This window comes from Streptomyces sp. NPDC048185, assembly GCF_043202495.1.
Taxonomy (GTDB): domain Bacteria; phylum Actinomycetota; class Actinomycetes; order Streptomycetales; family Streptomycetaceae; genus Streptomyces.
Map to the genome: position 1 here is coordinate 214,653 of NZ_JBIDAN010000007.1, position 12,763 is coordinate 227,415.

Genomic DNA, 12,763 nt, shown 5'->3' on the forward strand with positions numbered 1-12,763 from the left:
CAGCCTACGGTCAGGTCCCGTCACGAACCCGTCGTCGCGTGCCCGAAATCAGAAATTCCCACCGGGGTACGAACACCCCGGTGGGAATTTCGGGCCGTCGGATCAGCCCAGCTTGGCGAGCTGGGCGTCGCTGATCTCCGTGGGGAAGGCGAAGTCCTTGCCCGTGGCGGCGGCGGCCAGGTTGATCACGGTGAAGGACGCCACGGTGGAGCCCTTGCGGGTGACGGCGACCTTGACCGGGAACTTGTCGCCCTCATCGCCGGTCACCGTCAGCGTCATCGCGACGGCCTCGTCGGCACCGGCGGGCGCCTTGTCGGCGACCACCTTGTCGACCTGCGTCCTGACGCCGGCCGCGGTGTGGCTGAAGCCGCCCGCGCACGCGCTCATCGCGGCCTTGACGTCCGCGACGGCCTTCTCGGCGCCGCCGTCCTCGTAGGAGGCCAGGGTCACCAGGACCTTGTCCAGGTCGAAGGCACTGTTCAGCGCCTCCTCGGAGATGTCGTCGCCGGCCGGCTTCTTCGGCTCCTCCGTCCAGGACCGCTTCACCGTGGCCGCCGGCTCGCCCGCGGCGACACCGGTCTGGGCGAAGCTGAGCGGCCGGCACTCGGCCTTCTCCGCCTTGACCTTGTCCTGGGCGATGTCGTCGGTCGCGACGGCGTCGGTGACCTTGCCGTTCTTGACGTCGGCCTGGGCCAGGGCGGCCTTCTCCAGCTCGGCGGCGGTCAGCGCCTTCGCGGCGGCCGGGGCGTTCTTGCCGGCGTCCGTCGCGCCGTCACCGGCCTCGCCGCCGTCGTCGGAGGAGCCGCCGCAGGCGGTGACGAGGAGGGCCAGGGCGGCAGCCGAGGCCGCCAGGGCGGTGCGGCGCACAGCGGTCGATCTCACGTGGGGTGACTCTTTCTGCCAGTACAGCGGAGGAGCTCCGCATGCTTCGCGCGCACTGTACTCACAGCGACCACACAGTCGATCACTCGGCGACCACTTCATGACCACCCGGTATCCGACCGTGACGCCGACGTGATCTTGCCCGGCGGAACGCGGCCCGGCGTGACGCAGCCCACCCGCCGCCCCGTTCAAACTCCGTTAACAATGGACTGTGATCTCTCCGGTCCCCTCGATGCCCCGGAGCGCCCACCGGTCCCGGCCGGAGGCGACTCCCTACGTCGACCTCACCCGCCCCGAGTGGAGCGCGCTGCGCGACAAGACGCCGCTGCCGCTGACCGCCGAGGAGGTGGAGAAGCTGCGCGGCCTCGGCGACGTCATCGACCTCGACGAGGTGCGGGACATCTACCTCCCGCTGTCCCGGCTCCTCAACCTCTACGTCGGCGCCACCGACGGACTGCGCGGCGCGCTGAACACCTTCCTCGGCGAGCAGGGCTCCCAGAGCGGCACGCCCTTCGTCATAGGGGTCGCCGGCTCGGTCGCGGTCGGCAAGTCCACCGTCGCCCGCCTGCTCCAGGCGCTGCTGTCCCGCTGGCCCGAGCACCCGCGCGTCGAGCTGGTCACCACCGACGGCTTCCTGCTGCCCACGAAGGAGCTGGAGGCCCGCGGCCTGATGTCGCGGAAAGGTTTCCCCGAGTCGTACGACCGGAGGGCGCTCACCCGGTTCGTCGCCGACATCAAGGCGGGCAAGGCCGAGGTCACCGCACCGGTCTACTCGCACCTCATCTACGACATCGTCCCGGACGAGAAGCTCGTCGTGCGCCGCCCCGACATCCTGATCGTCGAGGGCCTGAACGTGCTCCAGCCCGCGCTGCCCGGCAAGGACGGCCGCACCAGGGTCGGCCTCGCCGACTACTTCGACTTCAGCGTGTACGTCGACGCCCGCACCGAGGACATCGAGCACTGGTACCTCAGCCGCTTCCGCAAGCTGCGCGCGACCGCCTTCCAGAACCCGTCCTCGTACTTCCGCAAGTACACCCAGGTCTCGGAGGAGGAGGCCCTGGACTACGCCCGCACCACCTGGCGCACCATCAACAAGCCCAACCTGGTGGAGAACGTCGCCCCCACCCGTGGCCGGGCCACGCTGATCCTGCGCAAGGGGCCGGACCACAAGGTGCAGCGCCTGAGCCTGCGGAAGCTGTGACGACGGCGGCCGGCTGCCTGTAGAAATACCGGATGCTGCATCTGCGTCTGATCACCCCGGCCGACCGGACCGAGGAGGTGCTCCGTGTGATCGACCGGACGGTCGGCACCACGCACCTCGTCGTCCTGCCCGGTGCCGCCCGCGACCCGAAGGGCGACGTCGTCATGTGCGACGTGGCCCGCGAGGCGGGCGACGAGATCGTCAGCCGGCTCCGGGCGCTGGGCATCGACGACTGCGGCGCCATCACCGTCGAGAACATCGACCTGTCCCTGTCCAGGCGCGCCGACGCGGCGGAGCGGGACGCCCCCGGCGAGCCCGCGGACGCCGTGCTGTGGGAGCAGCTGGAGGAGGCGACCCACGAGGAGTCGACCCTCTCCTTCACCTACGTCGCCTTCATCACGCTCGCCACGATGATCGCGGCCTGCGGCGTGGTGCTCGACAACGCCGTCCTGATCGTGGGCGCGATGGCGGTCGGCCCGGAGTTCGGGCCGCTGGCGGGGATCTGCACCGCGATCGTCCAGCGCGCGCCGCGCCTGGCGCTGCGCTCGGCGACCGCGCTGCTGGTGGGCTTCGCGGTGGCGATGGTCGTCACGGCCGGCTTCAGCCTCTTCATGGACGCCGTGGACCTGTTCAGCAAGGCACGGCTGGAGGCGGAGCGGCCCAACACCGGGTTCATCTACGCCCCGGACTGGTTCTCGTTCGTGGTGGCGGTACTGGCGGGCGTGGCGGGCACCCTCTCCCTCACCTCGGCGAAGTCCGGCGCGCTGGTCGGCGTCGCCATCTCCGTGACGACGGTCCCGGCCGGGGCGAACGCGGCCGTGGCCCTCGTCTACGGCGACACCCACCAGGCCTGGCACTCGGCCGAACAGCTCCTGCTGAACCTGGTGGGCATCATCCTGGCCGGCACCCTCACCCTCTGCGCCCAGAAGGCCCTGTGGGCGACACAACGCGGCCGGCTCGCGAAGCCGGACAGGCACTGAGGGAACGGCACCCTCTGAACGCCGGGTGAGGGCATGTCCCTCAGGGGCGCGGGGCTCTGCCGATGTGCGGCTCCGCCGCGCGGGCGCGACCAGCCACGACGAGACCCGCGGCCCGCAACGCACAGCGCCCCCACCCCGTGCCCGGCGCCGCGGAACTACCCCAGCGCCGACTTCACCGCGTCCGCCAGCCGCCCCGCCACGGACCGCGCCTGCTCGATGTCCGCCGCCTCGACCATGACCCGCACCAGCGGCTCGGTCCCCGAGGGCCGCAGCAGCACACGACCGGTGCTGCCCAGCTCCCGCTCCGCCTCGCCGACGGCGGTCGACAGCTCGGCGGACGTCGTGACCCGCGCCTTGTCCACGTCGGGCACGTTGATCAGCACCTGCGGCAGCCGCTCCATCACGGACGCGAGGTCCCGCAGCGTACGGCCGGTCTGCGCGACCCGCGCCGCCAGCATCAGGCCGGTCAGCGTGCCGTCGCCGGTGGTGGCGTGGTCGAGGATGATCACGTGGCCGGACTGCTCGCCGCCCAGGGCGTAGCCGTGGGCCTTCATCTCCTCCAGCACGTACCGGTCGCCGACCCCGGTCTGCACGAACCGGATGCCCTCGCGCTCCATGGCCAGCTTGAAGCCCAGGTTGGACATCACGGTGGCGACGACGGTGTCGGAGCGCAGCGCGTCCCGCTCCCGCATCGCGAGCGCGAGCACGGCGAGGATCTGGTCGCCGTCGACCTCCGCGCCGGTGTGGTCCACGGCCAGGCAGCGGTCGGCGTCACCGTCGTGGGCGATGCCGAGGTCGGCGCCGTGCTCGACGACGGCGGCCTTGAGCAGGTCGAGGTGGGTGGAGCCGCAGCCGTCGTTGATGTTGAGGCCGTCCGGCACGGCGCCGATGGTGACGAGCTCCGCGCCGGCCCGCGCGAACGCCTCGGGCGAGACCCGGGAGGCCGCGCCGTGCGCCTCGTCGAGGACGATCTTGAGTCCGTCGAGGCGGTTCGGGAGGACGCCGACGAGGTGGGCGACGTACTGGTCGAGCCCCTCGTCGTAGTCGCGGACGCGGCCGACGCCGGCACCGGTCGGGCGGTCCCAGGGCGCGCCGGTGCGGTGCTCCGCGTAGACGGCCTCGATGCGGTCCTCCAGCTCGTCGGCGAGCTTGTGGCCGCCGCGGGCGAAGAACTTGATGCCGTTGTCGGGCATGGCGTTGTGGCTCGCGGAGAGCATCACGCCGAGGTCGGCGCCGAGCGCGCCGGTGAGGTGGGCCACCGCGGGCGTCGGCAGCACGCCGACCCGCAGCACGTCCACGCCGGCGCTGGCCAGGCCCGCGACCACGGCGGCCTCCAGGAACTCCCCGGAGGCGCGCGGGTCCCGTCCGACCACCGCGGTCGGGCGGTGTCCGGCGAAGGTGCCCGCCTCGGCCAGTACGTGCGCCGCGGCGACGGAGAGACCGAGCGCCAGCTCGGCCGTCAGATCCGCGTTGGCGACACCGCGCACGCCGTCCGTGCCGAAGAGTCGTCCCACTTGTCCTCCTGAGGAAACGTCAATTCCGGGAGCGGCTGCTGGTGCGGCCCACGCAGTCGGCTCCCGTGGTACCGGTCACGCGTCGCACCGCGCTGCCCGGCCATCCGATCACACAAGCCTTTGAACGTCTGAGCGTCTCAATGTCTGAACGTCTTGTGCCGTTATACGCCCAACGGCGGAGATAAACGAACGCCCCGGCAGCACAGTGGCGTGCCGCCGGGGCGTTCGGAGTACAGGCAGCGAGGCTTAGCGCTTGCTGTACTGCGGAGCCTTGCGGGCCTTCTTGAGACCGGCCTTCTTGCGCTCGACCGCACGGTCGTCGCGCTTGAGGAAGCCGGCCTTCTTCAGCGGGCCGCGGTTGTTGTCCACGTCGGCCTCGTTCAGCGCACGGGCGACACCGAGACGGAGCGCACCGGCCTGACCGGAGACACCGCCACCCGCGATGCGGGCGATGACGTCGTAACGGCCCTCGAGCTCGAGCACCTTGAAGGGCTCGTTGACTTCCTGCTGGTGCACCTTGTTCGGGAAGTAGTCCTCGAGGGTGCGACCGTTGATCTTCCACTTGCCGGTGCCCGGGACGATCCGGACGCGGGCGATGGCGTTCTTGCGACGGCCCAGGCCGGCGGCCGGCTGGGGCTCGCCGAAGCGGGACGCCATGGACTCCGAGGTGTACTCGCCCTCGACGGGGACCTCGGACTCGGTGGTGTAGCTGTCGATGTCGATCTCTTCGAGCGGCTGCTCGGCAGTGGTCTCGGCCACGATGCTCCTCAGATTCTCTTCAGTCTTAGGGGGTGGCCGGACTTACTGCGCGACCTGGGTGATCTCGAACGGCTGCGGCTGCTGCGCGCCGTGCGGGTGCTGGTCACCCTTGTAGACCTTCAGCTTCGAGAGCATCTGACGGCCCAGCGTGTTCTTGGGGAGCATGCCCTTGACGGCCTTCTCGATGGCCTTCTCGGGGTTCTTGTCCAGCAGCTCGTCGTAGCGCACGGAGCGCAGACCGCCGGGGTAGCCGGAGTGGCGGTACGCCATCTTCTGGGTCCGCTTGTTGCCGGAGAGGTGCACCTTGTCGGCGTTGATGATGATGACGAAGTCACCAGCGTCGACGTGCGGCGCGTAGATCGGCTTGTGCTTGCCGCGCAGGAGGGTGGCGGCGGTCGTGGCGAGACGACCCAGGACGACGTCCTGAGCGTCGATGACGTGCCACTGGCGCGTCACATCGCCGGGCTTGGGGCTGTACGTACGCACGGTTCGTAGCCTTCGCTTCTTCAGTGAATGGTCCTGACAAGGTCACCGAAGACGATCACGACAGCCCTGACCGCACAGCGGTGACGCAAACCGCGTGCTGGTCGCTGGTCATCGGTCCCGGTGGACCGGTGTAAGGGCCCCTCACGTGAGAATGAGCAAGCCAATACACATACGACTGTGCAGAGTACCCGGGGTGCCTCAGCCGGGTCAAAACGGAGCGGCCGACACCCGCGTCGTCTCCGGCGCGCGCCCGGCGCCGTCGTGCCCACCGGCGGGAGCCGCGCCGCCCCGGGCCCGCCGCGCCAGGGCCCACGCCAGCACACACAGCGTGAACGCGTCCTTGAAGGCCCGCTCCCGCGCCGACTCCAGCCAGGGCCAGGTCAGCCCCGGCGCCTGGGGCACCAGGGCGATCCAGAACCAGGGCCCCCGGGCCACCGCCCCGGCGTACGGCAGCCCGGCGAGCAGCACCGGCACCGCGACCAGGAGGTAGTGGTCGTACGACGGCCTGGAGACCAGGAAGGCCGACAGCATCAGGCCCGCGCCGGTCTCCGCGTACCGCAGCGGCCCGGCGTCCGCGCGGCGCCAGCGCAGGTACGCGCACAGCACCCCGGCCCCGGCGGCCACCCCCGCTGCCCCCTGCGCGAGCGGCTCCGCCAGGCCGAGCCGGGGCAGGACGGCCGCCGGGGACGCCTCGTAGAGCCGCAGGAAGCCGTCGTCGCCGTGGGCCAGGAACGGCAGGGTGCGGGTGAGGAAGCCGGCCGGGTCGGGCATGAGCAGCGCCGCCGCGCCGGAGGCCAGGGCGGGCACCAGGACCGCCGCCGCCAGGGCCCGCCACCGCCCGGCGAACACGAACAGCAGGACCACGGGCGCCAGCAGCGGCTTGAGCGCCACCGCCGCCCCGACGACGGCCCCCGCCGCCGTCCACCGGCCCCGGCTCGCCAGCAGCAGGCACAGCGGCAGGCCCACCGCCGCCGTCACCGTCCAGTTGCCGAGCCGCACCAGGTGCCCGAACGGCGCGAAGCCCGCCGCCAGCCCGATCGCCCCGAGCACCCCGAGGCGGCTGCCGCACGGCACCCGGTGCAGCCGCAGCGCGCAGCCCCAGGCCAGCGCCAGCAGCGCCGTCACCGTCAGCGGCGCCAGCACCCGCAGCACGGCCCCGGGCAGCAGCGCCTGCGGGACGGCGGCCAGCACCGCGCTCGGCAGATAGAGGAAGTGCGGATCGTCGTAGGGGGAGCCGCCGGCCAGCCAGGTGCGGGCGGCCCGCACCACGATCGCGTTGTCCATCCCCCCGTCCGGAGCCGCCCGGGCCGCACTCAGCGCCGACGCCCCGAGCACCGCCACGAGCGCCGCCCACGCGTGCCCGCCCACGGGGCGCACCAACCACCCGGAGATGTCGTTTTTGCCCGTCCGCATGGGGGGAACGCTAGGCGCTGCGGGCCCTCCACAGGCGCACCAGCACGCCTCTCGGCCCGTCTAAGATGCCGCCCATGAGCTTTGGGCAGGGGGGACCTCAGTCGCAGTGGGATCCCTGGAAACCGCAATCGCAGCAGCAGCCCTGGAACAGCGGCGGCGGCGACTCCCCGGACTGGGCCGCCCTCGCCGAGGCCTCGGAGGCCCGTAACAAGCGGCGCCGGCTGCTGCTCATCGGCGGCGGCGCGCTGGCCACCGTGGCGATAGCCAGTGCCGTCGCCGTGGCCGTGGTCTCGGCGAACGGTTCCGACCAGGCGTCGGACGCGCCCTCCTCCCAGCTCCCGTCGACGGCGGACATCCCCAGCCAGTCGGCCGCGCCCCCCTCGTTCGCGCCGACCAGCGCCCCGCCGCCGCTGGACCCGAAGGACTTCGTGTCCAGCAGCAAGAAGGACACGGCCCCGCTGAGCGCGGACCTCCTCTTCCCGGGCACGCAGCTGACCATGGGCGACATCGTGTACAAGAAGGGGCCGACGGCGGACACCCGCACCTGCGCCTCCGCCGCCCAGGGCACCCTGCCGAAGGCCCTCACCGCCAACGGCTGCACCCGGCTGCTGCGCGTCACCTACACCAAGGGCGACATGGCGGTGACGGTGGGCGTGGCCGTCTTCGACAACGAGGCTCAGGCGCTGAAGGCGAAGGGCCAGACCGACAAGAAGAGCATCGTGCGCTCGCTGTCCGGCGGCGGCGTGAACTCGTTCTGCACGGGCGCGGTCTGCCGCTCCACCACCAACTCCTACGGCCGCTACGCCTACTTCACGATCTCCGGCTTCACGACCGGCAAGAGCGTGACGGAGAAGGACACGGCCGTCTTCCGCACCGGCGACGACCTGGCCGAGTTCGCCTTCCGGCAGATCCGCCGGCGCGGCGAGGCCCAGGCGTCGGCGGCGGCGACGGCCGGGTAGCGGTTCAGCAGCAGCCGGCGCCCGGCAGGGACCGCTTGTTGCGCGCTTCCTTGTTCCGCGCCGCCAGCAGCTCGTCCGCCGGATAGCCGACCTCCTCCAGCGTCAGCCCGTGCGGCCGTACGACGTGCACGGCGGAGTCCCGGACACCGGCGGCGAGCACCTTGGCGGGCCAGTCGGGCGGACGGTGGCCGTCGCCGACGAACAGCAGCGCCCCGATCAGCGAGCGGACCATGTTGTGGCAGAAGGCGTCGGCCCGGACCGTGGCGGTGACGATGCCGTCCTCACCGCGCACCAGGCTCAGCTCCTGCAGCGTCCGGATGGTCGTGGCCCCCTCCCGCTTCTTGCAGTAGGCGGCGAAGTCGTGCTCCCCGAGCAGCCCCCGGGCGGCCTCGTTCATGGCGTCGACGTCGAGGGGCCAGTCGTGCCACAGGACGTGTCCGCGCAGCAGCGGGTCCACACCGCCCGGGTTGTCGGTGACCCGGTAGGCATAGCGTCGCCAGATCGCGGAGAACCGGGCGTTGAAGCCGCCGGGCGCCTCCCTGAGGGCCCACACCCGCACGTCCCGGGACAGCCGCCCGGCGAGCCGCTTGAGCAGCTTCCCGTGGTGCTCGGCCCAGACCTCGCGCGGCAGGTCGACGTGGGCGACCTGCCCCCGGGCGTGCACGCCGGCGTCGGTCCGCCCCGCCACGGTCAGCTCGTAGGTCTCCCGGGAGCGCGTGACCGTCCGCAGCGCGTCCTCGATCTCCCCCTGCACCGTCCGCCGCCCACCGGCCTGCTTGGCCCAGCCGGAGAACTCTGACCCGTCGTACGACAGGTCGAGCCGCACCCGTACGAACCCGGCCTCTACTTCGTCACTCACCCAGGAATCCTCTCACCGACAAAAAGGCGGGCCCGTTCCTGTGAAGGGAACGGACCCGCCAACACCCTCAAGGGGCGCGGGGAACTGCGCGAACAACCACGACGAAGCCGCAGCCGCCGTCGCACAGCCCCCGGCAGACGCTTACGCGTCCTTGGACTCCTCGGCAGGAGCCTCGTCGGCCTTGGCCGTGTCGACCTTGGCCTCGGCAGCCTCGGTGGCCTCGGCGTCCTTGGCGGCACGCTTCGTGGCGGCCTCGGCCTCACCGGTGGCCTGCTGCGCCACGGTCAGGGCCTCGACCAGCTCGATGACGGCCATGGGCGCGTTGTCGCCACGGCGGTTGCCGATCTTGGTGATCCGGGTGTAACCACCGGGACGGTTCTCGTACCGGGGGCCGATCTCGGTGAAGAGCGTGTGGACGACGCTCTTGTCCGTGATGACCTGGAGCACCTGACGGCGGTTGTGAAGGTCGCCCTTCTTCGCCTTGGTGACCAGACGCTCGGCGTACGGACGCAGCCTGCGCGCCTTCGCCTCGGTCGTGGTGATGCGGCCGTGCTCGAACAGCGACTTCGCGAGGTTCGCGAGGAGCAGCTTCTCGTGCGCGGCGCTGCCGCCCAGACGGGCACCCTTGCTGGGCTTCGGCATGGTGTTTCTCCTAGGTGTCTGCCCCGGCCGTATCAGGTACCGGAGTCAGTATCCGAGCAGGCGGTCGCCTGTCGGAGATCCGAGGCGTCCTGTCGGACGCCCCGGAGGGTCCGCGCCCCGAAGGGGCGCGGGGAACTGCGCGGCCGGCCACGGCCGGCCGGCAGCCGCAGAACCGGCTTCCTCGCGGAGCGCTCAGTACTGCTCGGTCTCCACGAAGCCCGCGTCCGCGTCGTCGTCGGCGCCGAAGGCGTCCGCGGCGGCGGTCGGGTCGAACCCGGGAGGCGAGTCCTTGAGCGCGAGGCCCATGCCCGCCAGCTTCGCCTTGACCTCGTCGATCGACTTCGCACCGAAGTTGCGGATGTCGAGCAGGTCGGCCTCGGAACGCGCCACGAGCTCACCCACGGAGTGGATGCCCTCGCGCTTGAGGCAGTTGTACGACCGGACGGTGAGCTCGAGCTCCTCGATCGGCAGCGCCAGGTCGGCGGCGAGCGCGGCGTCCGTCGGGGACGGACCCATGTCGATGCCCTCGGCGTCGATGTTCAGCTCGCGGGCGAGACCGAACAGCTCGACCAGGGTCTTGCCGGCCGACGCCATGGCGTCACGGGGACGCATGGCCTGCTTCGTCTCGACGTCGACGATCAGCTTGTCGAAGTCGGTGCGCTGCTCGACACGCGTGGCCTCGACCTTGTACGTGACCTTGAGAACCGGCGAGTAGATGGAGTCGACCGGGATACGGCCGATCTCCTGGCCCACCTGCTTGTTCTGCACGGCGGAGACGTAGCCGCGGCCGCGCTCGACGGTCAGCTCCATCTCCAGCTTGCCCTTGCCGTTGAGCGTGGCGAGGACGAGGTCGGGGTTGTGCACCTCGACACCGGCCGGGGGCGCGATGTCGGCGGCGGTGACCAGACCCGGGCCCTGCTTGCGCAGGTACATCACGACCGGCTCGTCGTGCTCCGAGGAGACGACCAGCTGCTTGATGTTGAGGATCAGGTCGGTGACGTCCTCCTTGACGCCCGGCACGGTGGTGAACTCGTGCAGGACACCGTCGATGCGGATGCTGGTGACAGCAGCGCCGGGGATCGACGAGAGGAGGGTGCGGCGGAGGGAGTTGCCGAGGGTGTAGCCGAAGCCCGGCTCCAGCGGCTCGATGACGAACCGGGAGCGGAACTCGTCGACGACCTCTTCGGTCAACGAGGGACGCTGAGCGATCAGCATGAAGAAAATCCTTCAGTCAGGGGCGCCCGCTATTTGACGCCCGACTCTGTACTGCAAGGGTACGGGCGGTACGACCCGAAAGAGCCGTACCGCCCGGAAATCCCTGACGAAGCGAGGTCAGACGCGACGACGCTTCGGCGGACGGCAGCCATTGTGCGGGGTGGGCGTGACGTCCTGGATGGAGCCGACCTCGAGGCCGGTCGCCTGCAGGGAGCGGATGGCGGTCTCACGACCGGAACCCGGGCCCTTGACGAACACGTCGACCTTGCGCATGCCGTGCTCCTGAGCGCGGCGGGCAGCCGACTCGGCGGCCATCTGCGCGGCGAACGGCGTGGACTTCCGGGAGCCCTTGAAGCCGACGTGGCCGGCGGAGGCCCAGGAGATCACGTTGCCGGACGGGTCCGTGATCGACACGATGGTGTTGTTGAACGTGCTCTTGATGTGCGCGTGGCCGTGAGCGACGTTCTTCTTTTCCTTGCGGCGCACCTTCTTGGCAGCGCCCTGACGACCCTTGGGGGGCATGTCGTTCTCCTACGGGAGGTGGTCGGTCCTACAGCGAAGACCGCTGGACGGCGAGTCCGCTGCGGACTACTTCTTGCCCGGCTTCTTCTTACCGGCGATGGCGCGACGCGGGCCCTTGCGGGTGCGGGCGTTGGTGCTGGTGCGCTGACCGCGGACGGGCAGACCGCGACGGTGACGGAGACCCTGGTAGGTACCGATCTCGACCTTGCGGCGGATGTCGGCCTGGACCTCGCGACGGAGGTCACCCTCGGTCTTGATGTTGTTGTCGACGTACTCGCGGATCGCGACGAGCTGCTCCTCGGAGAGGTCCCGAACACGGGTGTTCGGGTCCACGCCGGTGGCGGCGAGCGTCTGCTGCGAGAGGGTCCGGCCGATGCCGAACACGTAGGTGAGGGCGATCTCCACGCGCTTTTCGCGCGGGATGTCAACACCGGAAACGCGTGCCATTCAATGGCTCCAGTTGATTGTCGGAGGTCTTCCACAGGACCGGTCCCCGGCCGCCGTATGAGGTACGGATCGGGTCCCCGGCCTCCGAACCGGGGGTGTCGGGCGATGACTCGCCCGGGTCCTGCGTATGAACATGTTCAGCTCGCGTCGCGCGAAGTCATGCGAATCGCGGAGGGAACGGTCGTGCGTCAGCCCTGGCGCTGCTTGTGGCGCGGGTTGTCGCAGATGACCATGACCCGACCGTGACGGCGGATCACCCTGCACTTGTCGCAGATCTTCTTGACGCTCGGCTTGACCTTCATGGGGTGAGGTTCTCCGGGTCAGTTGCCGGCGGACCCGCGGCGGAGTGCCGCGGGACGTGGGCAAGATCTACTTGTACCGGTAGACGATCCGGCCACGCGTCAGGTCGTACGGAGACAGCTCCACCACGACCCGGTCGTCAGGGAGGATGCGGATGTAGTGCATGCGCATCTTGCCGCTGATGTGTGCCAGGACCTGGTGGCCGTTCTGGAGCTCGACCCTGAACATGGCGTTCGGAAGAGACTCGACGACAGTGCCCTCGATCTCGATGGCACCTTGCTTCTTGGCCACGCTTCGCCCTTCGAATCGACTACCTTGATCGACTCCGCTACACCCTGCGAGCAGATGCAGGCATACGGGTGCACTGGAGCCGACGAGTCAGTCTACGTCAGCACCCCCGGAAAGGCGAAACGAGGAAGTCTGCCCCAAGAGGGAGATCGTCATGCAAGCGGGTCCGGCGCCGCCGTGATGCCCAGCTCCGCAACCTTGGCCTTGCCTCCGTCGGGGGCCGTCAGGACCAAGGGGCCCTCTTCCGTCAGGGCCACGGAGTGCTCCCAGTGGGAGGACCAGGTGCCGTCCGTCCG

Annotated in this window: 15 protein-coding genes and 1 pseudogene; 3 read left to right on the forward strand and 13 right to left on the reverse strand. The window is 70.5% G+C overall.

The genetic code is table 11. The annotated features are described in order from the left end of the window. Positions 1-102 precede the first annotated feature (102 nt). The gene (locus ACGF3H_RS22005; protein WP_362489446.1) at positions 103-882 is read right to left on the reverse strand and encodes a hypothetical protein; all 780 of its coding nucleotides are present in this window, start codon (positions 880-882) and stop codon (positions 103-105) included. A 232-nt stretch (positions 883-1,114) separates the two neighbouring features. Here ACGF3H_RS22005 and coaA point away from each other — a divergent pair, with 232 nt between their 5' ends. Both coaA and ACGF3H_RS22015 read left to right on the forward strand, forming a co-directional pair. Further along, positions 1,115-2,083, forward strand: a complete 969-nt coding sequence (gene coaA / locus ACGF3H_RS22010; RefSeq protein WP_189229231.1) for a type I pantothenate kinase — start codon at positions 1,115-1,117, stop codon at positions 2,081-2,083. A gap of 32 nt (positions 2,084-2,115) precedes the next feature. Further along, positions 2,116-3,063, forward strand: coding sequence for a DUF389 domain-containing protein (locus tag ACGF3H_RS22015; protein ID WP_362489444.1), 948 nt, complete (start codon positions 2,116-2,118; stop codon positions 3,061-3,063). 155 nt (positions 3,064-3,218) lie between these two features. On the opposite strand, the gene glmM is transcribed toward ACGF3H_RS22015, so the two are convergent. The 4 genes from glmM to ACGF3H_RS22035 form a co-directional block, all read right to left on the reverse strand. Further along, entirely contained in the window at positions 3,219-4,577 is a 1,359-nt protein-coding gene (gene glmM / locus ACGF3H_RS22020; protein WP_362489442.1) for a phosphoglucosamine mutase, read from the reverse strand. Between the two features lie 246 nt (positions 4,578-4,823). Then, entirely contained in the window at positions 4,824-5,336 is a 513-nt protein-coding gene (gene rpsI, locus ACGF3H_RS22025; RefSeq protein WP_077796742.1) for a 30S ribosomal protein S9, read from the reverse strand. 42 nt (positions 5,337-5,378) lie between these two features. Further along, positions 5,379-5,822: a 50S ribosomal protein L13 gene (rplM, locus tag ACGF3H_RS22030; protein ID WP_033308956.1), complete on the reverse strand. Its 444-nt coding sequence runs from the start codon at positions 5,820-5,822 to the stop codon at positions 5,379-5,381. Positions 5,823-6,029: 207 nt separating this feature from the next. Then, a complete protein-coding gene (locus ACGF3H_RS22035; RefSeq protein ID WP_362489440.1) occupies positions 6,030-7,235 on the reverse strand; it encodes a glycosyltransferase 87 family protein in 1,206 nt (401 codons plus the stop codon). A 74-nt stretch (positions 7,236-7,309) separates the two neighbouring features. On the opposite strand from ACGF3H_RS22035, the gene ACGF3H_RS22040 reads away from it, so the two are divergent. After that, positions 7,310-8,194, forward strand: a complete 885-nt coding sequence (locus tag ACGF3H_RS22040; RefSeq protein ID WP_362489438.1) for a hypothetical protein — start codon at positions 7,310-7,312, stop codon at positions 8,192-8,194. 4 nt (positions 8,195-8,198) lie between these two features. On the opposite strand, the gene truA is transcribed toward ACGF3H_RS22040, so the two are convergent. From truA to ACGF3H_RS22080, 8 genes and pseudogenes are all read right to left on the reverse strand, one after another. Beyond that, a complete protein-coding gene (gene truA, locus ACGF3H_RS22045; protein ID WP_362489436.1) occupies positions 8,199-9,053 on the reverse strand; it encodes a tRNA pseudouridine(38-40) synthase TruA in 855 nt (284 codons plus the stop codon). Positions 9,054-9,194: 141 nt separating this feature from the next. Beyond that, positions 9,195-9,695, reverse strand: a complete 501-nt coding sequence (gene rplQ / locus ACGF3H_RS22050; protein ID WP_362489434.1) for a 50S ribosomal protein L17 — start codon at positions 9,693-9,695, stop codon at positions 9,195-9,197. Between the two features lie 192 nt (positions 9,696-9,887). After that, a complete protein-coding gene (locus ACGF3H_RS22055; RefSeq protein WP_003966937.1) occupies positions 9,888-10,910 on the reverse strand; it encodes a DNA-directed RNA polymerase subunit alpha in 1,023 nt (340 codons plus the stop codon). A 117-nt stretch (positions 10,911-11,027) separates the two neighbouring features. Next, positions 11,028-11,432: a 30S ribosomal protein S11 gene (rpsK, locus tag ACGF3H_RS22060; RefSeq protein ID WP_003956432.1), complete on the reverse strand. Its 405-nt coding sequence runs from the start codon at positions 11,430-11,432 to the stop codon at positions 11,028-11,030. Positions 11,433-11,498: 66 nt separating this feature from the next. After that, the gene (rpsM, locus tag ACGF3H_RS22065) at positions 11,499-11,879 is read right to left on the reverse strand and encodes a 30S ribosomal protein S13 (RefSeq protein ID WP_003974244.1); all 381 of its coding nucleotides are present in this window, start codon (positions 11,877-11,879) and stop codon (positions 11,499-11,501) included. Between the two features lie 188 nt (positions 11,880-12,067). Further along, the gene (gene rpmJ, locus ACGF3H_RS22070) at positions 12,068-12,181 is read right to left on the reverse strand and encodes a 50S ribosomal protein L36 (protein WP_003974245.1); all 114 of its coding nucleotides are present in this window, start codon (positions 12,179-12,181) and stop codon (positions 12,068-12,070) included. 67 nt (positions 12,182-12,248) lie between these two features. Continuing rightward, a complete protein-coding gene (infA, locus tag ACGF3H_RS22075) occupies positions 12,249-12,470 on the reverse strand; it encodes a translation initiation factor IF-1 (protein ID WP_004927214.1) in 222 nt (73 codons plus the stop codon). 149 nt (positions 12,471-12,619) lie between these two features. Continuing rightward, positions 12,620-12,763: pseudogene (locus ACGF3H_RS22080) on the reverse strand (type I methionyl aminopeptidase); the annotation flags it as partial.